We start from the raw sequence: 23,001 nt of genomic DNA, 5'->3' as shown, positions 1-23,001 counted from the left end.
TGTAACAATCCTTACAGTGGGGAAAACGAAGCTGTGTTACAATGGGAGAAGTTATATTTCAGGAGGCGGTATTTGTGAGCAAATGGGCAGTGATTTATTCATCGGTGACGGGCAATACGAGAATGATAGCAGAGGCGATTGCCGCAGAAGCGGAAAGCGCGGATGTTTTCCGGGTGCAGGATGCGCCTGTTGATTTGTCTGCTTATGATATTGTGGCGCTGGGATACTGGCTGCGGTTGGGACAGCCGGATCCCCTGATGCTGAAGTACCTGCCGCAGGTGAAAGGCAGTAGGGTGGTGTTCTTCCAGACGCATGGCACGGAACCGACCAGTGAGCATGCCATCACGTCGTTTGCCCGGGCGGGGTACAATCTGGGCGATGGCTGTGAGATCCTGGGAACGTTTGGCTGTCAGGGGAAGATCAATCCGGTCATGCTGGAAAAGCGCAAGAATGCCGGTCCGGATGATCCGCATGGCGGCGTGAAGGCGCAGGAACGCTGGAAGAAGGCCGCTTCGCACCCGGATGCGCAGGATATCGAAGCGGCGAAGGAACTGGTCCATAAGATGGAACATAAGCTGGTGCTCAAAGCCAGGTTTTTGGCCAGAAAGCAGCAGGGGAAATAAAATTGTCGCTTTTTTTACAAAGCACCTATAGATATGATACTATAGGTGTGGAGAGGTGACAGAATATGCTTTATAATTTGGAAAATGATAAGTTATGTGTACAGGTGCGCAGTTATGGCGCGGAACTGCGGTCCATCAAGGAACGTGCGGATGAGACGGAATATCTTTGGGATGGCAATCCGCAGTGGTGGAAGTACAGCTCCCCGGTTCTGTTCCCGATTGTCGGTAAATTGCAGGATGGCAAATACCGTGTGGATGGTCAGGAATATGAACTGCCGGGGCATGGTCTGGGACGTATTTCTGAATATGAGCTGGTGGAACGTCGCCAGGATTATATCGAGTTTGCCCTGAAGTGGACGGAGGAAACTCTGGTAAAATATCCTTGGAAGTTCCAGCTCAACGTGGCCTATGCCCTGAAGGACAATGAGGTGGAAGTCATCTGGAAGGTGCAGAACCTTGACGATAAGGAGATGATCTATTCCATTGGCGCGCATACGGCTTTCCGTTGCCCGCTTGTACCGGGGGAAGAGTTCAGTGACTGCTATCTGACCTTCAATCAGGCAGAGGATAATGTCAACATGCCGCTGAACAGCAAGGGGCAGTTCCTGCAAACTCCGGGCGAGGCACGTTTGCAGGGCAAGCAACTGGAGCTGAACTATGAGATGTTTGCTGGTGATGCGCTGGCCTATAAAGGCCTGAAGTCGGATGTGGTGACCATCTGCTCGCATAAGAGCGATAAGAAGGTTTCCATGGTAGCCAAGGATTATCCTTTCTGGGGCTTCTGGACGCCGGCTCAGGGCGGTGCGCCGTTCATCTGCCTTGAACCCTGGCAGGGACATGCAGATTATGAAGGTTACGACGGTGAATTCAAGGATCGTGAAGGTAGCCTGAAACTGGCCGCCGGGGAAACACAGACTTTCCATTACACGATAAAGATCGGTTGATATAGTAAAGTCCCCGCAAGGACGTGAATCCTTGCGGGGACTTTACTATCTGTATTATGCGAGGTACATGCTTTCGCTGATGGTGTTAGCGAGTTCTTCCTCGTTCATGTCTTTGGTATCTTTCGGAGCTGCTTCATAGGCATCCATGCGTTTCTTGATGAACTGGGTGTCGATGTTGCCTGTGCGGAAGTAGGTATCCTTGAGGATCTTCTTGTGCAGGGATACGGTGGTCTTGACACCGTCGATGCGGAATTCCTTGAGAGCGCGTTCCATAATCTTGATGGCGTCACCGCGGGTGCGGCCATGGACGATGATCTTGGCAATCATGGAATCGTAGTACGGCTCGATGGACAGGCCCGCCGTTACGCCGGAGTCGAAGCGGACACGCGGGCCGCTGGGTTCATGCAGGAACGTGATCTGTCCCGGGCAGGGCATGAAGTTGTTTTCCGGATCTTCGGCGTTGATGCGGCATTCGATGGCATGGCCGGTGAAATCCACATCTTCCTGAGTAATTTCAAGGGCTTCGCCAGCGGCAATGCGGATCTGCGTGCGCACGAGGTCAATGCCCGTAACGGCTTCTGTGATGCCATGCTCTACCTGGATACGCGGATTGATTTCCATGAAGTAGAATTCGTTGTTAGACAGGTCGAGCAGGAACTCTACCGTACCGATATTGGAGTAATGCACGCTCTTGGCTGCTTTTACTGCCAGACGGCCTACGCGATTGCGCATATCCTGCGTGAGTGCGATGGACGGGGATTCTTCCAACAGTTTCTGGTTGCGGCGCTGCAGGGAGCATTCACGTTCGCCGAGGTGCAGGACTTCGCCGTAGTTATCGGCGACAATCTGTACTTCGATATGGCGGGAGCGTTCGATATAATGCTCGAAGTAGTATTTCGTCTTGGTGATATCAACCAACAGATTCAGAATGTTGCGCAGGTCATTTTCGTCATGGGCTACGCACATGCCCTTGCCGCCGCCACCGGATACCGGCTTGAGGATGACGGGATAGCCGACTTCAGCAGCTACCTTGATGGCTTCTTCGTTGCTGGTCAGCGGATCGCTGCCCTTGGCCATGGGGATGCCGGACGGTGCGATGGAAGCGCGGGCGATATCCTTGTCACCCACGAGGCGGATGGTTTCCGGCATGGGGCCAATCCAGGTGATGCCAGCTTCGGTAACCTGCTCGGCAAAATCTGCGTCCTCGGACAGGAAGCCGTAGCCGGGATGGATGGCATCGGCATGGGTTTCGCGGGCGGCTTTGAGGATGGCGGATTTATTGAGATAGCTGTCCATGGCATCAGCCGGGCCGACGTTGACGGCAATATCGGCAAGCCGTACATGCAGAGCATTGGCGTCAGCTTCGGAATAGACGGCTACGGTTTCGATGTCCAATTCCTGGCAGGCGCGGATGATGCGTACGGCGATTTCGCCACGGTTAGCAATGAGAATGCGTTTAAACATAGGATTACCTCCTAAACTTTACAGATTAATTAATATTGTTGGTAATTGTTGTATATAGTTGTACACCAACAGGTATTAAGACCAGTTACCAAAACAACTATGTCATGAATTGTAGCACAATTTTTTTGACCGGTCAATGATAAAGTGCGTGCATTGCTATTATGCTTTAAAAGAATAATGAATCATGTATACAGGAAATTTCCATATTTTTATGGTAAATTGTGGTAATATAGGAAAAAGGGAGGAAGTGAACGTATGACGGATATTGTAGCGGAAAAGCTGAAACTGCTGCCGGATAAGCCCGGTGTTTATATCATGAAGAATGCGGAAGGCCGCATCATCTATGTGGGCAAGGCCATCGTGCTCAAGAACCGGGTGCGGCAGTATTTCCAGTCGGGCAAGAACCACAGCCCCAAGGTGCGGGCAATGGTGTCGCATATTGCAGATTTTGAGATCATCATGACGGCCTCGGAAGTGGAGGCTTTGATCTTGGAATGCAACCTGATCAAGAAGCACCGGCCGCGCTACAATATCAGCCTCAAGGACGATAAGAGCTATCCTTATGTCAAGGTGACGGTGCAGGAGGAGTTCCCACGGGTGTTTATCACGCGGCGCATCCTGAAGGATGGTGCAAGATATTTTGGCCCCTATACCAATGCGACAGCGGTACATGAGAGTCTGAAGCTCCTGCGGCGTTTGTTCCCTTTGCGCACCTGCAAGCATTTGCAGGAACGTCCCTGTCTGGAGTATCATATCAAAAGATGCCTGGCTCCCTGTGCGGGTAAGGTGGAAAAAGCTGATTATGATGCCATGATCAAGGCGGTGCTGCTGTTCCTTGAAGGCCGTACGGAAGATGTGGAGAAGGAATTGCAGTTCCGCATGGAGCAGGCGGCGGAGAGCTTCAATTTTGAAGTGGCGGCCCGCCTGCGTGACCAGTTGCTGGCCGTGCGTAAGGTGGCGGAAAAGCAGAATATCGTCACAGGTTCCGGTGATCAGGATGCCGTGGGCATTGCCCGTTCGGAAATCGGCGTGGTAGTGCAGGTATTCATGATCCGTGCGGGCAAGATGATTGGCCGCGAGCATTTCTTGCTGCAGGGCAGTGAGGACGAAAGCGATGGGGCAATACTCGCGGCCTTCCTGCAGCAGTATTACCATCGTGCGACTTTTATTCCGCGGGAAATCCTGTTGCCCATGGAATTGCCGGCGGTGGAGCGGGAATTATTGGAAACATGGCTGTCGGAGAAGAAGCGGAAGGCCAAGGTTCAGCTTATCCTGCCGCAGCGAGGCACGAAAAAGGATATCGTGGATATGGCCGTAGGCAATGCGGAGAAATACCTGCACGATGAAGCCGCCCGCATCAAGCAGGCCAATGACCAGACCTTAGGTGCGGTGGAAGAATTGGGGCGTTATCTGGGGCTGGCGAAGATGCCCGACCGCATGGAATGTTTCGATATCTCCCATAATCAGGGCAGCGAAACGGTGGCCTCCATGGTGGTCTTTGAAGGCGGCCTGCCGAAGAAATCGGACTATCGGCGCTTCAAGATACAGAGCACCGAGGGCAAGCCGGATGATTTCCTGTCTATGCGGGAGGTTACTACCCGGCGTTATGTGGATCTGCCGGAGGAGGAACTGCCGGACCTCATCATTATCGATGGCGGCAAGGGACAGCTTTCGTCGGCACTGGAAATCATCCGCAATGTGGCGGGGCATAAAACGGTGCCGGTGGTTGGGCTGGCCAAGCAGTTTGAACTGGTGTTCACGGAAGGCAATCCTGAACCTGTGGTCTTGCCGCGGCATAGCCAGGCGCTTTATCTGATTCAGCGGATTCGTGATGAGGCCCATCGCTTTGCCATCACCTATCACCGCAAATTGCGGGGCAAGCGCAATCTCGTGTCGGTGCTCGACCATATCGTGGGCATTGGACCGAAACGGCGGCAGGCCTTATGGAGTCATTTCGGTAGTATCAATAAGATAAAAGCCGCTTCATTGGAAGAATTGCAGCAGGCACCAGGGATGAATAAGCCTGCGGCAGAAGCTGTGTTTAATTTCTTTGCCGCGCAGAAGGAACTGCGGGGCAAATGATGTTGATGATAGATTGAGAGGAAATGAATGAAGAAGATTGATTTACATGTACATTCGCTGGTGTCGGATGGCAGCTTTACCCCGGCAGAATTAGCTTTCCATGCCAAGGAACAGGGGCTTTCGGCGTTTGCGCTGACGGACCATGACGTGATTGCGGGAACGGAAGACGCTGCCGCAGCGGCCCAGGACGCAGGCGTGGAATTCATCAATGGCATGGAGCTTACAGCAGATTTCAAAGGGCATAAGATCCATGTGGTATGCCTGGGCTTCGATCCGGAGCATGCGGCCTTTCAGACCGTGTATAAGAAGGTGCGGGCCATCAAGGAGGGCCGCATTGAGGATATCATCGAGTTCGTGCGCCGCAAGGGTGTGGATATCAGTTGGGAAAAAGTGGAAAAATTTGCCTATAAGGGGCTGATGGATCGTTATGCCATCATGCGGTATCTGGTATCCCTGCATATGTATGACCGGGCGCAGCCGCTTTGGGATCATTACCTCGATCCGGCCGCAGTGGAACTGGGGCTGAATTTCAGCATCACGGCCGAAGAGGCCCTGCCGCTTATCCATAAGGCGGGCGGCGTGACGTCGCTGGCGCATTTCCATAAGAATATCGGCTTGGGCAACCTCGATAACCGCCAGCAGCAGGAGCAGGCTATCCTGGAACTGCATCAGCTGGGGCTGGATGGGATGGAGCGGTATTATCCCAATTATTCCGCTGAGGATGAAGCGTTTGCAGCACAGATGATCCAGAAGTATGATCTGCTGCCGACAGGCGGTACGGATTTCCATGGGACGAACCGGCCGCAGATTGAGTTGGGGAGTGGGATAAACGGAAATATTTCCGTGCCTTATGAATTTTTTCGAGGTATTAAGGAAAGACTCGGGAAATAATTTTTGCTATTGGCAGGATTTGTCTTGGACAAGCTAGAAAATCCTAATTAAGTTGCAGAGAGGTTTGTGTACTTTTCTTTGGTGCAAAGAAAAGTACACAAAGAAACAGCGGACTGAAATCACATCACGTGATTTACGTCCGCCGGCGCCCGTCCTTGGGCGCCGGGCAACGATATACCTTTATTGGTTGTGGTGCTTAGGAGGGCTGGTTTATGAAGACTTGGGTTTGTACGGTTTGTGGCTGGATCTATGATGAGGAGAAGGGCGACAGCGAGTATGATCTGGCGCCGGGTGTAGCTTTTGCGGACCTGCCGGAGGATTTTGTCTGCCCTCTGTGCGGTGTGGGCAAGGATATGTTTGAGGAACAATAGAACAGCTGTTAAGGCAGGGGAATGACCGGTCAGATTGACCGGTCATTTTTCTTGTTAGCAGGTCATAAGACCATTAAATAGATTTATGATAAGATAAAAAATAATAAAAATATTTGTCGCTTTTTATTGATTTTTTCGTCTTACTTTGTTATAATTATCACGTAATGAATCATAAGTGTGATTCATAATTCCTGGCATTCCGAAAGCGGTTTCCATTATGGTAGTTTGGTTTCGGAGAATCGCTTTCTAATTTTAAGGAGGCTTTTGATTATGAAGGTAACAGTTGTTGGTGCAGGTAACGTTGGCGCTACCGTCGCAAATGTGCTGGCAGTAAAGAATTTCTGCAGCGAAGTCATGCTCGTGGACATCAAGAAGGGCTTTGCTGAAGGTAAGGCAATGGACATCATGCAGACGGCACATCTGCTGAATTTTGACACTACGGTAACGGGCGTTACGGCTGAAATCGGTGACGAGAACGGTTATGCACCGACGGAAGGTTCCGATGTTGTGGTTGTTACTTCCGGTATGCCGCGTAAACCAGGCATGACGCGTGAAGAACTCATCGGCGTAAATGCAAAGATCGTCAAAGGTGTTGTTGACCAGGCGCTGAAATATTCTCCCAACGCTATCTTCATCATCATCTCCAACCCGATGGACGCTATGACGTTCCTGACGCTGAAAGATTCCAAGCTGCCGCGCAACCGCGTTCTCGGTCAGGGCGGTATGCTCGACAGCAGCCGTTTCCGTTATTTCCTGTCCAAGGCTCTGCAGGAAGCTGGTTATCCGGCAACTCCGACCGACATCGATGGCACGGTTATCGGCGGCCACAGCGACAAGACCATGGTTCCTCTGACGAGCCTGGCTACTTATCGCGGCATTCCTGTTACCCAGCTCCTTACGAAAGAACAGCTGGATGAAGCTGTTGCTCAGACCAAGGTTGGCGGCGCTACGCTGACTGGCCTCCTCGGCACTTCCGCTTGGTATGCTCCGGGCGCTGCTGCCGCTGCTATGGTTGAGGCAATCGCTCTCGATGCTAAGAAGCTCATGCCCTGCTGCGTATACCTCGATGGCGAATACGGCGAAAAAGATCTCTGCATCGGCGTTCCCGTTATCCTCGGCAAGAACGGCATGGAAAAAATCGTGGAGTACAAGCTGGAAGGCGACGAAAAAGCTAAGTTTGATGAAAGCGTAGCTGCTGCCCGCAACACCAACTCCAAACTCGGTGACGCACTGAAATAAGAATATTATGGCTGCCTCCTGCGGGAGGCAGTTTTTTTATTTTTGCAAACTATTAAGCTTTGCCGTAAATGATACGATATATCAAGTAAGCAAGTAAGTCTATGGCAAAGGAGGTGTCTGTCATGCTGGAGCGTATTGAGCGTGTAGCCCGCATCAAGGGCGTTGAAGGCCGTGCCTTCGAGCGCAAGGAAGGATACAATGAGGATAAGAAGAACAAGCAATCATTCAAAGACGTTCTGAGCAAGGAAATGGACAAAGAGGTTCGTCCAGGCAATGAGGCAGGCATCGGCATTCCTAATGCCTATCGTCTGGAGTTGTCTACCCGACCTACCCAGTCGCTGTTTTATCGGGAAATGGTGGATTTAAGTGAGATCGAAGATAAGGTAAACCTCCCCAGCTGAATAGTAAATCATAACTTCCTGTGCTAGAATAAGTTCAGGAAGTTTATTTTTATGGAGGGGAGAACCAAACAGTATGAAATTAGAAGAGCTGGTCAATCATAACCTGAGCCATTTGAATGATACAGACCTTATTGTCTGGCGCTATATCTACGCCCATATGCAGGAGTGCTGCTATATTTCCATCTATGATCTGGCCGATGCCTGTCATGTGTCCCGGACGACCATTATGCGCTTTGCCAAGAAACTGGGCTTTGACGGTTTCAGCGATTTGAAGGCGATGCTCAAGCTGGAGCAGGTGAAGCCGCAGGAAAAGCCCTCCCAGAATATCGCCGAGGCCACGACGGCGCTCTGCAAAAGCATTGGGGAGGAGATAGCCAGGCAGGACTTCTGGAAGGTCAACAAGCTGATGTATCGGGCGCAACGGGTTTTTGTCTTTGCTTCCGGGCTGGTGCAGCGCAATATTGCCAATGAGCTGACGCGCTTGTTTCTGCATACCAACAAGTATATCTTTAGTGTTCAGGGGTATAATGAATTTCGTACCATCATGGAGCAGGCGGGCAAGCAGGATCTCTTTATCATCATTTCTCTGAGCGGTGAGGGGAAACAGGTGGTAGACTTTGCCAAAACATTGCATGTCAAGGGAGTGCCGCTGATATCCATGACACGGCTGCAGAGCAATCCCTTAGCCCGGCTCAGTACGGAAAATCTCTATGTGACTCCCCGTGAGCTGCCCGCAGCGCTGGGACAGCCCTATGAGTCCATGTTGGCCTTCTTCCTGTTGGTCGAGATCTGGTTTATCAGTTATACGCAATTCCTGGCAGAACAGGACGATACGACGGATGAGGACGGGGTGTGATATATCACATCGCCCGTGACAAGGAACAGCCTTTGTGGACAAGGCCCGAAAGGCCCCGAAACTATTGAATTGCAGGCCCCTTTCGACTATGATAAAGCCATGGAAAGAAATCATAAACAATTCCAATTTCCATTACTTAATCCATAAGTCGAAAGGGGTTTTTATCATGAAGAAATCATCTATCGTTATCGCTGGTGGCGGCAGCACCTTTACACCGGGCATTGTCCTCATGCTGCTGAATCATATGGATCGTTTCCCCATCCGTCAGATCAAATTCTATGATAACGATGCGCAGCGTCAGGAAAAGATCGCCAAGGCCTGCCAGATCCTGCTGGCGGAACGGGCACCGGAAATCGCGTTTTCCTATACCACGGATCCGGAGCAGGCTTTCACAGATGTGGATTTCGTGATGGCTCATATCCGGGTGGGCAAGTACGCCATGAGGGAAAAGGATGAAAAGATTCCGATGCGCCATGGTGTCTTCGGTCAGGAAACCTGCGGCCCCGGCGGTATCGCTTACGGTATGCGTTCCATCGGCGGTGTGCTGGAAATCCTCGATTACATGGAAAAGTATTCACCGAAGGCCTGGATGCTCAACTACTCCAACCCGGCAGCTATCGTAGCAGAGGCAACCCGCCGCCTGCGTCCCAATTCCCAGATCATCAATATCTGCGATATGCCGGTGGGCATTGAGGAACGCATGGCTGAAATCCTGCAGCTGCCCAATGGCCGCAAAGATATGGATGTCCGCTATTACGGGCTGAATCACTTTGGCTGGTGGTGCGATATCCGCGATAAGGAGGGCAATGACCTGATGCCCCGCATCAAAGCCCATGTCAAGGAGCATGGTTACATTGTCAATCCGGATGATACGACGACGGAAGCCAGCTGGCAGGATACTTTCGGCAAGGCAAAGGATGTTTATGCGGTTGATCCGGATACCCTGCCCAATACCTATCTGAAATATTATCTCTATCCGGATTATGTATTCAACCATGACAATCAGCATCCGGACCATACCCGTGCCAATGAAGTCATGGAACATCGTGAGAAGGATGTGTTCCAGGCCGCCAGGGATATTGTGGAAAAGGGCACAGCCAAGGATTGTGCCTTTAAGGCCGATGACCATGCCAGCTACATTGTGGATCTGGCTGAGGCCATTACCTTCAACAAGAAGGCACGGATGCTGCTGATTGTGGAAAATGATGGTGCCATTTCCAACTTCGATCCCACGGCCATGGTGGAGATCCCCTGCATCGTGGGTTCCAATGGCTATGAGAAAATCAGCATCGGCAAGATCCCGCAATTCCAGAAAGGCATGATGGAGCAGCAGGTCTCGGTGGAAAAACTCGTGGTGGATGCCTGGATCAACGGCAGCTATCAGAAACTCTGGCAGGCACTGACCTTGTCCAAGACCGTGCCGTCTGCGTCGGTAGCCAAGGCAATCCTGGACGATCTGATCGAAGCAAACAAAGAATATTGGCCGGAACTGAACTGAGAACCGGCGGGGAAACAAGAGGGAGGCACAGGCACTGCCCTGTGTCTCCCTTGTTGTATCTGATGCTTCCGGATTATATGAGATAGGAGAGTCTTGCCATGATTTCAAAAGATATTGTCATGCAGAAAGTCCAGCGGTTTGGCGGTGCCATGTTCACGCCGGTACTCATGTTCGGTGTGTTCGGTATTTTTGTTGCGGTGTCCATTCTCTGTACCAATCCTGTGATTTTAGGTCCTATAGCAGAGAAAGGCACTCTGTGGTATAACTTCTGGTATATCATTCAGGAAGGTTCCTGGACGGTTTTCCGGCAGATGCCTTTGCTGTTTGCTATTGGTCTGCCCATTGGTCTGGCCAGGAAAAACAATGCCCGGGCCTGCATGGAATCCTTTCTGATCTATATCATCTTCAACTATTTCATCAGTGCCATGCTTTCCATTTATGGGCCGGAGTTCGGCGTGAATTTTGCCCAGGAGGCGGTGACTGGTTCCGGTCTGACGATGGTGGCAACCATCAAGACCTTGGATACCGGTATCGTAGGGGCCATCCTGATTGCATCCATTGCAGTCTGGCTCCATGATAAACTCTTTGATGTGAATCTGCCGGAAAGTCTGGGCATTTTCCGCGGCTCCTCGCTGGTTGTGGTAGCCGGTTTCTGGCTGATGTTCCCCATTGCCCTGCTGTTCTGTGTAGTCTGGCCCCAGTTCCAACAGGCCATTGCCTCTTTGCAGGGCTTTTTGGTGGGGGCCGGTGTGACGGGCGTCTGGGTATATACCTTCCTGGAGCGCATCCTGATTCCGACCGGACTCCATCACTTCATCTATATTCCCTTTATCTTTGGCCCTGCCGTGGTGGATAATGGCATTCAGGTTTACTGGCTGCAGCATCTGCAGGAATTTGCCGCTTCGACGAAACCCTTGATCGAATTATTTCCCCAAGGTGGCTTTGCCCTGCATGGCATGAGCAAGATCTTTGGCTGCCCAGGTATTGCTCTGGCCATCTATTTCACGGCCAGACCGGAGAATCGGAAGAAGATTGGGGCCCTGGTCTTCCCGGCAGCAGCTGTGGCTGTCTGCTGCGGCATCACGGAGCCGCTGGAATTCACGTTCCTGTTCCTGGCACCGGTGCTGTTTTTGGTGCATGCCCTGCTGGCCGGAACCTTGGCTGCCACCATGTACGCCTTTGGCGTTACGGGTAATTTTGGCGGAGGTCTTCTGGACTGTGCGATTTTCCAGGATTGGATTCCCTTGTTTCAGAACCATTGGCCAACTTATCTGACGCAGATTGTCATCGGTTTGATCTTCACCTGCATCTGGTTTGTGGTCTTCCGCACGATGATCATCAAATTGGATCTCAAGACACCGGGGCGAAGTGGTGATGAAGCCAAGCTCTATACCAAGGCCGATTACAAGGCCAAACAACAGGCGGGCAAGGATATCCTGGCAGAAGAAGCCGCTGCTTTCCTGGCAGATCTGGGCGGTCCGGATAATATCGTGGATGTGACCAACTGCGCTACCCGCTTGCGGGTGACCGTGAAGGACGAAAGCCTGCTGGCTGATGCCAAAACCTTCGAGGCTCATGGTGCCCGGGGGCTGGTGCATAATGGCTGTGCTTTGCAGATCATCATCGGCCTGTCCGTGCCGCAGGTGCGTGAACGGTTTGAGACCTTGCTGGAAGAGCAATTGGCACATCAAGCCTAAAGAATACTAAAGATATCCCCTAAGGAATCATTATGAAAAAAACACTCCTTGTGCTAGAATATACACAAGGAGTGTTTTTAGTGAGGAAAACGGGGTACATAATGGAAAAAGATGATGTTTACTATATGCGGGAGGCTTTGAAAGAGGCGCAGGTGGCTTACGACCTGGAGGAAGTGCCCATCGGTGCTGTGCTTGTGGACAATGCCACCGGCGAGATCGTAACCCGCGGTCATAATATGCGGGAAATCTGGCATGATGCCACGGCCCATGCGGAACTGATTGCCATACAGAGCGCCTGCAGGGATCTGGGGCGCTGGCGTTTGTCCGGTCTGACGCTTTATGTGACCATTGAGCCTTGCCCCATGTGTGCCGGGGCCATTGTCATGAGCCGGGTGGACCGGGTGGTCTATGGCAGTACCGACAGCCGGGCCGGGGCCTGTGAGTCAGTTTTCAACATTCCGGGCAACGAGCAGTTGAACCATCGGCCGGAAATCACGGCAGGTGTCCTGCAGGAGGAATGTGCAGGCATCATGAAGCGCTTTTTTAAGGAACGCCGGGAGAAGAAAAAACGGGAAAAACAGCAGGCTAAAGAAGCGGAGGCATGATTATGCGGATCATCATAACGGATTCCTATGAAAAGATGGGACTGGAAGCGGCCAATATCGTGGCGGGGCAGGTCTATCTGAAGCCTGACAGCGTTTTGGGGCTGGCCACGGGCAGTACGCCGGTTTCTATGTATCAGCGGCTGGCAGCCGTGCACAAAAGCGTGGGGCTGGATTTTTCGGAAGTGACCACCTTTAATCTCGATGAATATATCGGCATGAGTCCGGATAATCCGCAGAGCTATCATTACTTCATGCAGGAGAATTTCTTCCGTCATATCAATATCTGTCCTGAGAACGTCTATCTGCCTAATGGCATGGCCGAGGATATGGTGGCAGAGGGCGAGCGCTATGAAAAGCTGATTGCCGCCAAGGGCGGCATAGACCTGCAGGTCCTGGGTATCGGGCAGAATGCCCATATCGGTTTCAATGAACCGGATGTGAAATTTGCCGCCACCACCCATAAAGTGCAGCTGGATGAAGAGACCATCCAGGCCAATTCCCGTTTCTTCAAAAGTGCAGAAGAAGTCCCACGTTATGCCATCAGCATGGGCATCAAGACCATTATGATGGCGGAACACGTCATTTTGCTGGCCAATGGCCGCAATAAAGCGGAAGCCGTGTATAAGGCTGTCTGTGGTGATGTGACGCCGGAAGCACCGGCTTCAATCCTGCAGCTGCACCGTGATGTGGCTGTGATTATCGACAAAGAAGCGGCGGCGCTGCTGCCCGAGACCATCCGTGGCATCAGCATAACCCGCAAATAAAGCGAACATATATTGGCAGGCATAAACAGAGAAAGCCCGGGGTAACTATTTCTGGAGCGTTTGGCGCGTAAGCGTCTCAGCGGAAGAAATAGTTACCCCGGGCTTTTCTAAACGGAATGGACAATCATTAACGAATCAATGGTGGCAATCTTAAATGTCCCAATGCAGCATATCCGGATTTGGCGTAGCCTTATCCACTTCGGCCAGGATCCAGGAAGCATTATCATGGTCAGCCGCAAACGCTTTTTCGAGTCCGGCCTGATAGTTTTCGGGAATTTCCATGGCATGGATGGCCATATGCATATAATCCTTGGCGACTAAGGTCACGCCGCGGGCAGCTGCCAGCTGGGCCTTGAAGCGGTAGCCATAGTAGAGATAGCTGTTATGTTCGATGGGGATGTCCTTGTAGGCCTCGATGCGTTCATCGACTTCCTTTTCCGCATCGGCAGTCATGCCCAGCTTGTGCAGGATGTTCCAACGGTCGGCCCAAAGTTCGCCGCGCAGTATATACTTGTAGAGGAAGTCCGTGCCTTCGCCGGCTTCGATGGCCTGATTGATATGGTTCAGTGCTTCGTCATATTTTTTCTGATCTTTTTCGAGGGCACTGAGCTTCTGCAGAGCGAAGACGTATTCTTCAACTTCTTCGCTGTTTTCCTCGTCGTAGTCGGCCTCAACCACGCTATGGAAAAGCTCGCTGGCCTCGTCCTTCTTGTCGATCTCGTCCATGGCAAGGAAATGTGCCAGTCTTGCCCGGGCGCGCCAGCTGTCCATACCACCGTTGAACAGGCTTTCAGGCGGCTTGGCCTTGGAGTCCATTACCACATGGACTAATTTATGGAATTCATTCTGTGTCATGAAAAAATCCTCCTTATGATCAGCTTTCCCTATTATAGCTTAAAATGAGCAGGGAAGACAAGGTTTAAAGTCAAAAAGTCAGAAATAGTATTTGACTTTTTGACTTTATCCTGTATAATAGAACTTGAAGATGAAACTTAACCGCGAAGTTACGGAGGAATACATTATGGGACAGGAAAAATACACCGCAAAAACCATGGCGGCTTTGCAGGCTGCCCAGCAGATGGCGGCCATGCGCTATCAGCAGGAAATCACTTCCCTGCATGTGCTGCTGGCTTTGGCCAAAGAGCCGGAAGGGTTACTCACCGATATCTTCAATGAATGTCAGACGGATCTGCCGATGCTCAAGACTCGTTTGGAACAGGAGCTTGGCAAGATTCCGAGCGTCCGGGGCACCGACCGTCTTTCCATGGGCATGGATATGGTGCGAGTATTGGCACGGGCGGAAGAATTTGCCAAGTCCATGAAGGATGACTACCTTTCCACGGAACATCTGCTCTTAGGCCTGGCTGTGGATGGCAGCAATGATGTGCAGACCATCTGCAAGGAATTCAAGCTGACCAAGGGCAATATCCAGAGTGCCATCAAGAAGTATCGCAAGCAGAATGTCACGAGCGAGAATCCCGAGGAAGGTTATAAATCCCTCGAAAAGTTCGGCCGGGATCTGACGGCGGCAGCCCGTCAGGGAAAGCTGGACCCGGTGATTGGCCGCGATGAAGAGATCCGCCGCACCATTGAAATCCTTTCGCGCCGCACGAAGAACAATCCGGTGCTGATCGGTGAACCGGGCGTAGGCAAGACGGCCATCGTCGAAGGTCTGGCCCGCCGCATCGTGGCAGGAGATGTGCCGGAATCCCTGAAGAATAAGACGTTGTACTCTTTGGATATGGGTTCTTTGATTGCCGGGGCCAAGTTCCGCGGCGAGTTTGAGGAACGCTTGAAGGCCGTGCTCAACGAAATCGTCAAGTCTGACGGCCAGATCCTGCTCTTTATCGATGAAGTGCATACGGTGGTGGGCGCCGGTGCCGCCGAAGGGGCTATGGATGCCGGCAATCTCTTAAAGCCCATGATGGCCCGCGGCGAACTGCGCTGCATCGGCGCGACGACGCTCAACGAATACCGCAAGTATATTGAAAAGGATACAGCTTTGGAGCGCCGCTTCCAGCCGGTGATGGTCGGCCAGCCCAGTGTTGAGGATACCATTTCCATCCTGCGCGGGCTCAAGGAACGCTATGAAGTCCATCATGGTGTGCGCATCCGCGATGCGGCACTGGTTTCGGCAGCTGTGCTTTCGGACCGCTATATCTCCGACCGCTTCCTGCCGGATAAGGCCATCGACCTGGTGGATGAAGCTGCAGCCAAGCTGCGCACGGAAATCGAATCCATGCCGGCCCCCATCGATGAAATCCGCCGCAAGATCATGCAGCTCGAAATCGAGGAGCAGGCCCTCAAGAAGGAAACGGATGCGGCTTCGCAGGAAAAGCTCGCGGAGATTACAGCGGAAAAGGAAAAACTGCAGGCCGAAGAGAATACGCTCAAGGCCAAATGGGACAGTGAAAAACAGGCCATCCTGCGCGTAAGAGCCATCAAGAAGGAAATCGATGATGTCAACAGCCAGATGGAGAGTGCCGAGCGGGCTTATGACCTCAACCGCCTGTCTGAACTCAAATACGGCAAACTGCCGCAGCTCCAGCAGCAGTTGAAAGCGGAGGAAGAAAGCATTGCCGCCCGGGCACAGGGGGATTCCCTGCTCAAAGAAGAAGTGGGCGAGGAAGATATCGCCAAGGTTATCAGCCGCTGGACGGGCATCCCGGTCAGCAAGATGCTCACGGGCGAGCGCGAAAAACTCATCCATCTAGAAGATGTGCTCCATGAGCGCGTGGTTGGTCAGGATGAAGCCGTCAAGGCTGTCAGCGAAGCCATCCTGCGTGCCAGAGCGGGCATCAAAGATCCCAACCGGCCCATCGGTTCCTTTATCTTCCTTGGCCCTACGGGCGTGGGCAAGACGGAACTGGCCAAGACTTTGGCCGAAGCGCTCTTTGACGATGAGCGCAGCATGATCCGCATCGATATGAGCGAATACATGGAGAAACACAGCGTTGCCCGTCTGATTGGTGCGCCTCCGGGATATGTGGGTTATGATGAGGGCGGCCAGCTCACCGAAGCCGTGCGCCGCCGTCCTTACAGCGTTATTCTGCTGGACGAGATCGAGAAGGCTCACCGGGATGTGTTCAATGTCCTCTTGCAGATTCTCGACGATGGCCGCCTGACCGATGGCAAGGGCCGCGTGGTGAACTTCAAGAACACGGTCATCATCATGACCAGCAACTTAGGCTCCCATGAAATCCTCAACAAGGATTATGAGGAAGCGCAGAGCGCCGTCAAGGAAATCCTCAAGGATTACTTCCGTCCGGAATTCCTGAACCGTGTGGATGATATCATCGTGTTCAAGGCACTGGCCAAGGAACAGGTCAAGAACATCGCGGGCATCCTGCTCAAGGCTTTGGGTGAGCGTTTGGAACGTCAGGTCAGAATTACGCTGGGCTGGAACGAAGATGCGCTGACGGCTCTGGCCGACCAGGGATTCGATCCCAACTTCGGCGCCAGACCACTGCGCCGCCTGCTCGTGCATACCGTGGAAACGGCCCTGTCCAAAGCCATCATCAAAGGCGAGGTGCAGGAAGGCGATACCGTCAACATCGGCTTTGCCAACGGAGAGTTTACCTTTAAGACTGCATAAGTTAACGGAAATTGACCGGTCAGTTTTGACCGGTCAATTTTTTTGTGGCGCAATGGCGGTTCTGGCGCTATAATAAAGAAGTATGTAATTTTTTCCAAGGGGGCTGGCTGTTGCGTAACAAGATTTTAGAAATCCTGCGCAATGCAGGTGATACATATATATCCGGTGAGGAAATCGCGGACCGGCTGGGGGTGTCCCGGACGGCGGTCTGGAAGCATATCAAGGAGATGCGGGCGCAGGGTTATGAGATCGAGAGCCATGCCCGCAGCGGCTACAGCTTGCGCGTGGCGCCGGATGCCCTTTTGGCCGGGGAAATCAATCACGGCCTGAATACGCAGGTGATTGGCCGGCAGATCATCTGCCATGATGAGATTGACTCCACCAATAATGAAGCCAAGCGGCTGGCCCGTGAGGGGGCGGCAGACGGCACGGTGATCGTGGCAGAAAGCCAGACCGGCGGCAAGGGGCGGCTGGAGCGCAAGTTCTTCTCGCCCAAGGGCAAGGGAATCTGGTTTTCGGTGATCCTGAGGCCCAAGTTCCTGCCGCAGGAGGCGCCCAAGTGCACGCTGATGGCGGCTGTGGCCGTGGCCCGGGCCATGGCGGAATTTGGGCTCACGCCGGGCATCAAATGGCCCAATGATCTGCTTTATGAGAATAAGAAACTGGTCGGCATCCTGACGGAAATGAGTGCGGAGATGGATGGCATCAACTATATCGTCATCGGCACAGGCATCAATGTCAATATTGACTCGTCAGATTTTCCGGAGGATATCCGGGAGGTGGCCACGTCCCTGAGCATCATGAAGGGCGAGAGGCTGCCGCGAGTGAAGTTTTTCCAGGCGGTGCTGAGGGCTTTTGATGACTTGTATGCCAAGGTGCAGCAGCAGGGCTTTGCACCGGTGTTGGCGGAATGGCGTCAGTACAGCATCACGCTGGGGCAGGAGGTCAAAGTGATCGGTGTGCGCGATGGCGAGGTCTATACCGGCAAGGCCGTCGATATCGATGAGGACGGCGCTCTGCTGGTGGATACGGAAACGGGCCGCCAGAAAGTGCTGGCTGGGGATGTGTCCATTCGTCCCCGCAATGGTAAATGGTGATTTTTTGTTATCTGGGAGGATATTCCTTTGTTATTAGTTTTGGATATTGGCAATACCAATATTGTCATGGGAACCTATGAAGGCAAGAAGTTGATGAAGCATTGGCGTATTTCCACGGACCGGCAGAAGACCGGGGACGAATACGGCATGCTGATGAATGATCTGTTTCGCTATCAGGGCATCAGCATGGACGATATCCATGCCATCATCATTTCTTCCGTTGTACCGCCGCTCGTTGTGCCGATGGTCAAGATGTGTGAGCGTTATTTCCATCTGAAACCGTTGGTGGTGGGCCCTGGCATCAAGACGGGCATCAAACTGCATTACGAGAACCCCCGGGCCATCGGTGCGGATCGTATCGTCAATGTTGTCGGCGCCTATGAACAGTATGGCGGCCCGCTGATTGTCATCGATATCGGTACGGCTACCACCTATGATGTGGTCGGCGATGACGGCGACTTCATGGGCGGTGTGATTGCTCCCGGTATCGGCACGAGTGCCGATGCCCTGTTCCAGACCGCGGCTCAGCTGCCGCGTATCGAACTGGTACCGCCGAAGCAGATCATCTGCCGCAATACCATTCAGGGCATGCAGGCGGGCATCATCTTCGGCTACGTGGGGCAGATTGACGAGATCGTGCGCCGCATCAAGGCGGAATACGGCAAGGATATGAAGGTTATCGCGACGGGCGGCCTCGCGCGTATGATTGCCAAGGAATCGGCCACCATTGACAAGGTTGACCACTTCCTGACGCTGACGGGCCTGCAGGCACTCTATGAACGCAATGCCGACAAGCGGGACAACGCGGAGAGGAACGCCTGAGCATGACTATGAAAATCGGAAACTTTACCTTTGACGCACCGGTGTTCCTCGCGCCGATGGCTGGCGTTACGGATACGGCTTACCGCATCATTGCCCATGACATGGGCTGCCCCTTATGCTATGCGGAGATGGTCAGCTGTCAGGGCATCCACTACCGCAACGAGCGTACCCTGACCATGCTGGAGTCGGAGCTGGGTGAACGCCCGCTGGCCATGCAGCTGTTTGCCAATTCGCCGGATATGGCGGCCGAGGCGGCCAAATACGTGGAGGAGCTGGGTACGGCCGATATCCTCGATTTCAATATGGGCTGTCCGGCGCCCAAGATCGTCAAGAATGGCGAAGGCTCGGCTTTGATGCTGGCGCCCGATAAGGTCTATGAGATCCTGTCGGCCATCCGCAAGGCGGTCAAGATGCCCGTGACGGTCAAGATGCGCAAGGGCTGGGATGACGAGCATGTCAACGTGTTGGAAATCGCCAGGATTGCGGAAGCTGCGGGCGTGGATGCGATTGCCGTCCATGGCCGCACCCGCGAGCAGTTCTATAGCGGCAATGCGGATTGGGAAATCATCGCCAAGGTCAAGCAGGCTGTCAAGGTGCCGGTGATTGCCAATGGCGACGTGCGCACCTGTCAGGATTTGAAAAAGATATTGGAAGTCACGGGTGCTGATGGCGTGATGATTGGCCGCGGCGCTCAGGGCAATCCCTGGATCTTCAAGCGGCTGACGCATTATCTCAGGACCGGCGAAATCCTGCCGCAGCCCACCATGCAGGAGCGGGCGGAGGTCATTATCCGCCATTTGGATCTGCTGCTCAAATACAAGGGCGATTATATCGGGCCAAGGGAAATGCGCAAGCATGCGACCTGGTATACCAGAGGCATCACCCATGGTGCAATCCTGCGGGATAAATTCAATCATGCCGAGAAAAGAGAAGATTTTATCAACATAATCAACGAATATCTGCTAAAGCCTTCCCCTTGAGGGGAAGGTGCCCTGTAAGGGGCGGATGAGGTGGAAAGTTGAGGAGGTTTACATATGAGCGAAGAAAAGAAAGACTCCATCTGGAGCCAGTACAGCGATAAGGAAAAGCAGGAACTGGAAGAACTCAACCAGGGCTATCGTGAATTCCTGACGAATTGCAAGACGGAGCGGGAAAGCGTCAAAGAAGCGGTCAAACAGGCAGAAGCTGCCGGCTACCGCAATCTGGCCGATATCATCAAGAGCGGCGAAAAACTGACGTCGGGTGCCAAAGTTTATGCGGTCAATATGGAAAAGGCCCTCGTGCTCTTCAATATCGGTACGGAACCGATCGAGCAGGGCATGAATATCTTAGGTGCCCATATCGACACCTGCCGTCTCGATGTCAAGCAGAATCCGCTCTATGAAGATGGCGGTTTGGCGTACTTGGATACGCATTACTATGGCGGCATCAAGAAGTATCAGTGGGTAACCCTGCCGCTGGCCATGCATGGTGTTGTGGCGAAGAAAGATGACTCCGTGGTGGAAATCTGCATCGGCGAGGATGAGAATGATCCGGTATTTTGCGTGACGGATCTCTTGATTCATCTTTCCCAGGAACAAATGAAGAAGAATGCCGCCAAGGTCATCGAAGGGGAAAGCCTCGATATCCTCGTGGGCAATTATCCGCTGAAAAAAGATGACAAGGAAAGCGTCAAGGCTGGCGTGCTGCAGCTGATCAAGGATAAATATGGTCTTGAAGAGGAAGATTTCCAGTCTGCAGAACTTTGCTTGGTACCGGCTGGCAAAGCCCGGGAACTGGGTTTTGACCGCAGCATGATCCTGGCCTATGGTCAGGATGACCGTGTCTGCTCCTATACATCTTTGCGGGCAATGCTCGATATGAAAGAGGTCAAGCGCACTTCCTGCTGCCTGCTCGTGGACAAGGAAGAGATTGGCAGCGTAGGTGCTACGGGCATGCAGTCCCGCTTCTTTGAGAACACCGTGGCTGAGGTCATGAATGCCTGCGGTGTGTATAGCGAACTCGGTCTGCGCCGTCTGCTGGCCAACTGCAAGATGCTGTCCTCGGATGTATCGAGCGCTTATGATGCGCTTTATGCCAGTGCTTATGACAAGAAGAATGTCGCCTATCTGGGCAAGGGCATGGTGTTCAACAAGTTCACGGGCGCCCGCGGTAAATCCGGTTCCAATGATGCCAATGCCGAATACCTCGGCGAGCTGCGTGCCATGATGGACAAGCATAATGTCCACTATCAGCTGGCCGAGCTCGGCAAGGTGGATTTGGGCGGCGGCGGCACCATTGCCTATATCATGAGCCTTTACGGCATGCAGGTGATTGACAGCGGCGTAGGCGTCATGAGCATGCATGCGCCCTGGGAAGTCACGAGCAAGATTGACGTGTATGAAGTGAAGAAGGGCTATATGGCCTTCCTGCAGGAAGCCTGAGCTTGAGGGAGAGAAACGATGGTAACAGTTGAAGCAAATGCCAAGATCAATCTGACTTTGGATATCTTGGGCAAGCGCGAAGATGGCTTCCATGAGGTAGCCATGGTCATGCAGACCATTGGCCTGCACGATACGCTGACCTTGGAAAAGACGGATGGCGCCATTGAACTTTCAATCAATGTGCCCTGGCTCAAAGCCGACGAAAAGAACCTGGCTTGGCGGGCGGCAGAGATTATCCGCCAGGAATGCGGCCTGCAGGGCGGCGTGCGCATCGAACTGACGAAGCGCATTCCCGTGGCGGCAGGTTTGGCGGGCGGCAGTGCCGATGCGGCGGCCGTGCTCAAGGGCATGAATGAGCTCTATGGCCTCGGTCTTTCGCAGCAGAAACTCTGTGAACTCGGCGCGCAGCTGGGCTCGGATATTCCCTTCTGCATCATGGGCGGCACCATGCTGGCCACGGGGCGTGGCGAGGTGCTCACGCGCCTTGCCGATATGCCCGAGACCTGGGTGGTGCTGGCCAAACCCCGCATTTCCGTATCCACGGCCTGGGCTTATCAAAATTATGATGAGCAGGGCGCGGAAAAACATCCGGACAATAAGGCCATTGAGCGAGCTATTGCCCGCAAGAACCGAAAAGCCGTGGCGGGGTTATTGTGTAATGTGCTGGAAAGTGTTACTATTAAAAAGTATGATGTGATTGCGGAATACAAAGAGATGATGCTCGATAACGGCGCGATGGCCAGCATGATGTCCGGCAGCGGCCCGACTGTCTTTGGCCTGGCTCGCAGCCGGGAACAGGCAGAGGCCATCGCCAATGTCCTGCGCCAGGAAACCAATGCGGATGTCTTTGTCACCCGTACCTTTCAGATGAACCGCATAAAAGCGTAATTTTTGCAAATGAGGTAGGCCTATATGAAGAACAGATTAGCTCCGATAAAACTTGACAGCTACCAGCCTTTGCGGGAAGTAGTGTGCGAATCCCTGCGGGAAGCCATTCGCAATGGCGTATTGAAGCCTGGTGAGCGCATTATGGAAATCCAGCTGGCTGAGGAATTGGGCGTCAGCCGCACACCGGTGCGGGAAGCCATCCGCAAGCTGGAATTAGAGGGCTATGTGGTGATGATGCCCCGCCGGGGCACCTATGTGGCCAGCATGTCCATTCGCGATATCAATGAGATCTTCGAGATCCGCACGGCGTTGGAATCTCTGTCCAACGGTTTGGCGGCGGATCATATCACGGATGATGAGCTGGAGCATCTGCAGCGTCTGTTGGTGATTATTGGCGGCTATATCAAGGACGGCAACATTGATAAAATCGTGGAAACCGATATCGAATTCCACGATACCATGTATCATGCAGCCCGCAATGAGCGCCTGGTGGGAATCATCTCGAATCTGCGCGACCAGTTGACGCGCTTCCGCACTTTGTCCATGTCCTATCCGGGACGTTTGGAAGAGACGCTGGAAGAGCACAAGAAAATCGTGGAGGCCATTGCCAACGGTGACCGCAAGGCAGCCAGCAAGGCGGCGGAGCTCCATATGGAAAACTCGGAAAAGACGCTGCTCAAAGCCATGGAGGCTTTGGAACATGAAAAGCAGGCCAAGGCGAAAAAAGCCAAGAAATAAATG

21 protein-coding genes are annotated in these 23,001 nt (G+C 52.9%); 19 read left to right on the top strand and 2 right to left on the bottom strand.

What is annotated here, in order from left to right; genetic code table 11:
- The first annotated feature begins 74 nt into the window (after positions 1-74).
- Positions 75-623 carry a flavodoxin family protein gene (locus BLQ59_RS00880; RefSeq protein WP_074570821.1) on the top strand — a complete coding sequence of 183 codons (549 nt, stop codon included), beginning with the start codon at positions 75-77 and terminating at the stop codon, positions 621-623.
- Between the two features lie 65 nt (positions 624-688).
- Entirely contained in the window at positions 689-1,567 is an 879-nt protein-coding gene (locus tag BLQ59_RS00875; protein WP_074570818.1) for an aldose 1-epimerase family protein, read from the top strand.
- A gap of 54 nt (positions 1,568-1,621) precedes the next feature.
- On the opposite strand, the gene BLQ59_RS00870 is transcribed toward BLQ59_RS00875, so the two are convergent.
- Positions 1,622-3,031 carry an acetyl-CoA carboxylase biotin carboxylase subunit gene (locus BLQ59_RS00870; protein ID WP_074570815.1) on the bottom strand — a complete coding sequence of 470 codons (1,410 nt, stop codon included), beginning with the start codon at positions 3,029-3,031 and terminating at the stop codon, positions 1,622-1,624.
- A gap of 255 nt (positions 3,032-3,286) precedes the next feature.
- Here BLQ59_RS00870 and uvrC point away from each other — a divergent pair, with 255 nt between their 5' ends.
- From uvrC to nagB, 10 genes are all read left to right on the top strand, one after another.
- Positions 3,287-5,113 carry an excinuclease ABC subunit UvrC gene (uvrC, locus tag BLQ59_RS00865; protein ID WP_074570811.1) on the top strand — a complete coding sequence of 609 codons (1,827 nt, stop codon included), beginning with the start codon at positions 3,287-3,289 and terminating at the stop codon, positions 5,111-5,113.
- 27 nt (positions 5,114-5,140) lie between these two features.
- A complete protein-coding gene (locus BLQ59_RS00860) occupies positions 5,141-6,004 on the top strand; it encodes a PHP domain-containing protein (protein ID WP_074570808.1) in 864 nt (287 codons plus the stop codon).
- Between the two features lie 212 nt (positions 6,005-6,216).
- The gene (locus BLQ59_RS00855; protein ID WP_014425048.1) at positions 6,217-6,375 is read left to right on the top strand and encodes a rubredoxin; all 159 of its coding nucleotides are present in this window, start codon (positions 6,217-6,219) and stop codon (positions 6,373-6,375) included.
- Positions 6,376-6,645: 270 nt separating this feature from the next.
- Entirely contained in the window at positions 6,646-7,614 is a 969-nt protein-coding gene (locus tag BLQ59_RS00850; RefSeq protein WP_074570805.1) for a malate dehydrogenase, read from the top strand.
- A gap of 122 nt (positions 7,615-7,736) precedes the next feature.
- Positions 7,737-8,015 carry a hypothetical protein gene (locus tag BLQ59_RS00845; RefSeq protein ID WP_074570802.1) on the top strand — a complete coding sequence of 93 codons (279 nt, stop codon included), beginning with the start codon at positions 7,737-7,739 and terminating at the stop codon, positions 8,013-8,015.
- Between the two features lie 73 nt (positions 8,016-8,088).
- On the top strand, positions 8,089-8,871 hold the full coding sequence (locus BLQ59_RS00840; protein ID WP_074570800.1) for a MurR/RpiR family transcriptional regulator: 783 nt from the start codon (positions 8,089-8,091) through the stop codon (positions 8,869-8,871).
- 166 nt (positions 8,872-9,037) lie between these two features.
- Entirely contained in the window at positions 9,038-10,369 is a 1,332-nt protein-coding gene (locus BLQ59_RS00835) for a 6-phospho-alpha-glucosidase (RefSeq protein ID WP_074570798.1), read from the top strand.
- Between the two features lie 98 nt (positions 10,370-10,467).
- The gene (locus tag BLQ59_RS00830) at positions 10,468-12,066 is read left to right on the top strand and encodes an alpha-glucoside-specific PTS transporter subunit IIBC (protein ID WP_014425043.1); all 1,599 of its coding nucleotides are present in this window, start codon (positions 10,468-10,470) and stop codon (positions 12,064-12,066) included.
- A gap of 101 nt (positions 12,067-12,167) precedes the next feature.
- Positions 12,168-12,671, top strand: a complete 504-nt coding sequence (gene tadA, locus BLQ59_RS00825; RefSeq protein WP_041914371.1) for a tRNA adenosine(34) deaminase TadA — start codon at positions 12,168-12,170, stop codon at positions 12,669-12,671.
- Positions 12,672-12,673: 2 nt separating this feature from the next.
- Positions 12,674-13,435 carry a glucosamine-6-phosphate deaminase gene (nagB, locus tag BLQ59_RS00820; RefSeq protein WP_074570797.1) on the top strand — a complete coding sequence of 254 codons (762 nt, stop codon included), beginning with the start codon at positions 12,674-12,676 and terminating at the stop codon, positions 13,433-13,435.
- Positions 13,436-13,585: 150 nt separating this feature from the next.
- Here nagB and BLQ59_RS00815 read toward each other — a convergent pair whose 3' ends face one another.
- On the bottom strand, positions 13,586-14,290 hold the full coding sequence (locus BLQ59_RS00815) for a hypothetical protein (protein ID WP_074570795.1): 705 nt from the start codon (positions 14,288-14,290) through the stop codon (positions 13,586-13,588).
- 166 nt (positions 14,291-14,456) lie between these two features.
- Between BLQ59_RS00815 and clpB the strand changes: the two genes are divergently transcribed.
- The 7 genes from clpB to BLQ59_RS00780 all read left to right on the top strand — a co-directional run bounded on the left by clpB (position 14,457) and on the right by BLQ59_RS00780 (position 22,998).
- Complete coding sequence (gene clpB / locus BLQ59_RS00810) at positions 14,457-17,030, top strand: ATP-dependent chaperone ClpB (protein ID WP_074570792.1); 2,574 nt, start codon at positions 14,457-14,459, stop codon at positions 17,028-17,030.
- 110 nt (positions 17,031-17,140) lie between these two features.
- Positions 17,141-18,127: a biotin--[acetyl-CoA-carboxylase] ligase gene (locus BLQ59_RS00805; RefSeq protein WP_074570788.1), complete on the top strand. Its 987-nt coding sequence runs from the start codon at positions 17,141-17,143 to the stop codon at positions 18,125-18,127.
- Positions 18,128-18,154: 27 nt separating this feature from the next.
- Entirely contained in the window at positions 18,155-18,949 is a 795-nt protein-coding gene (locus tag BLQ59_RS00800) for a type III pantothenate kinase (RefSeq protein ID WP_074570786.1), read from the top strand.
- 8 nt (positions 18,950-18,957) lie between these two features.
- Positions 18,958-19,929, top strand: a complete 972-nt coding sequence (gene dusB, locus BLQ59_RS00795; RefSeq protein ID WP_074570867.1) for a tRNA dihydrouridine synthase DusB — start codon at positions 18,958-18,960, stop codon at positions 19,927-19,929.
- Between the two features lie 54 nt (positions 19,930-19,983).
- Positions 19,984-21,372: an aminopeptidase gene (locus BLQ59_RS00790; protein WP_074570783.1), complete on the top strand. Its 1,389-nt coding sequence runs from the start codon at positions 19,984-19,986 to the stop codon at positions 21,370-21,372.
- An 18-nt stretch (positions 21,373-21,390) separates the two neighbouring features.
- Positions 21,391-22,260, top strand: a complete 870-nt coding sequence (gene ispE / locus BLQ59_RS00785) for a 4-(cytidine 5'-diphospho)-2-C-methyl-D-erythritol kinase (protein ID WP_074570780.1) — start codon at positions 21,391-21,393, stop codon at positions 22,258-22,260.
- 24 nt (positions 22,261-22,284) lie between these two features.
- Entirely contained in the window at positions 22,285-22,998 is a 714-nt protein-coding gene (locus BLQ59_RS00780; protein ID WP_074570776.1) for a GntR family transcriptional regulator, read from the top strand.
- Positions 22,999-23,001: the final 3 nt, after the last annotated feature.

It is taken from the genome of Pseudoselenomonas ruminantium, assembly GCF_900104055.1.
In the GTDB taxonomy this organism is placed as follows: Bacteria; Bacillota; Negativicutes; order Selenomonadales; family Selenomonadaceae; genus Selenomonas_A; species Selenomonas_A ruminantium_C.
Note: the sequence above shows the minus strand (reverse complement) of the source record. Positions and strands in the feature narration are given on the sequence as shown.

What these genes read in the sequence shown, in the direction of transcription:
- BLQ59_RS00875 (WP_074570818.1), top strand. Translation starts at nt 689, where the DNA reads ATGCTTTATAATTTGGAAAATGATAAGTTATGTGTACAGGTGCGCAGT.
- BLQ59_RS00870 (WP_074570815.1), bottom strand. Translation starts at nt 3,031, where the DNA reads ATGTTTAAACGCATTCTCATTGCTAACCGTGGCGAAATCGCCGTACGC.
- uvrC (WP_074570811.1), top strand. Translation starts at nt 3,287, where the DNA reads ATGACGGATATTGTAGCGGAAAAGCTGAAACTGCTGCCGGATAAGCCC.
- BLQ59_RS00860 (WP_074570808.1), top strand. Translation starts at nt 5,141, where the DNA reads ATGAAGAAGATTGATTTACATGTACATTCGCTGGTGTCGGATGGCAGC.
- BLQ59_RS00855 (WP_014425048.1), top strand. Translation starts at nt 6,217, where the DNA reads ATGAAGACTTGGGTTTGTACGGTTTGTGGCTGGATCTATGATGAGGAG.
- BLQ59_RS00850 (WP_074570805.1), top strand. Translation starts at nt 6,646, where the DNA reads ATGAAGGTAACAGTTGTTGGTGCAGGTAACGTTGGCGCTACCGTCGCA.
- BLQ59_RS00845 (WP_074570802.1), top strand. Translation starts at nt 7,737, where the DNA reads ATGCTGGAGCGTATTGAGCGTGTAGCCCGCATCAAGGGCGTTGAAGGC.
- BLQ59_RS00840 (WP_074570800.1), top strand. Translation starts at nt 8,089, where the DNA reads ATGAAATTAGAAGAGCTGGTCAATCATAACCTGAGCCATTTGAATGAT.
- BLQ59_RS00835 (WP_074570798.1), top strand. Translation starts at nt 9,038, where the DNA reads ATGAAGAAATCATCTATCGTTATCGCTGGTGGCGGCAGCACCTTTACA.
- BLQ59_RS00830 (WP_014425043.1), top strand. Translation starts at nt 10,468, where the DNA reads ATGATTTCAAAAGATATTGTCATGCAGAAAGTCCAGCGGTTTGGCGGT.
- tadA (WP_041914371.1), top strand. Translation starts at nt 12,168, where the DNA reads ATGGAAAAAGATGATGTTTACTATATGCGGGAGGCTTTGAAAGAGGCG.
- nagB (WP_074570797.1), top strand. Translation starts at nt 12,674, where the DNA reads ATGCGGATCATCATAACGGATTCCTATGAAAAGATGGGACTGGAAGCG.
- BLQ59_RS00815 (WP_074570795.1), bottom strand. Translation starts at nt 14,290, where the DNA reads ATGACACAGAATGAATTCCATAAATTAGTCCATGTGGTAATGGACTCC.
- clpB (WP_074570792.1), top strand. Translation starts at nt 14,457, where the DNA reads ATGGGACAGGAAAAATACACCGCAAAAACCATGGCGGCTTTGCAGGCT.
- dusB (WP_074570867.1), top strand. Translation starts at nt 18,958, where the DNA reads ATGAAAATCGGAAACTTTACCTTTGACGCACCGGTGTTCCTCGCGCCG.
- BLQ59_RS00790 (WP_074570783.1), top strand. Translation starts at nt 19,984, where the DNA reads ATGAGCGAAGAAAAGAAAGACTCCATCTGGAGCCAGTACAGCGATAAG.
- ispE (WP_074570780.1), top strand. Translation starts at nt 21,391, where the DNA reads ATGGTAACAGTTGAAGCAAATGCCAAGATCAATCTGACTTTGGATATC.
- BLQ59_RS00780 (WP_074570776.1), top strand. Translation starts at nt 22,285, where the DNA reads ATGAAGAACAGATTAGCTCCGATAAAACTTGACAGCTACCAGCCTTTG.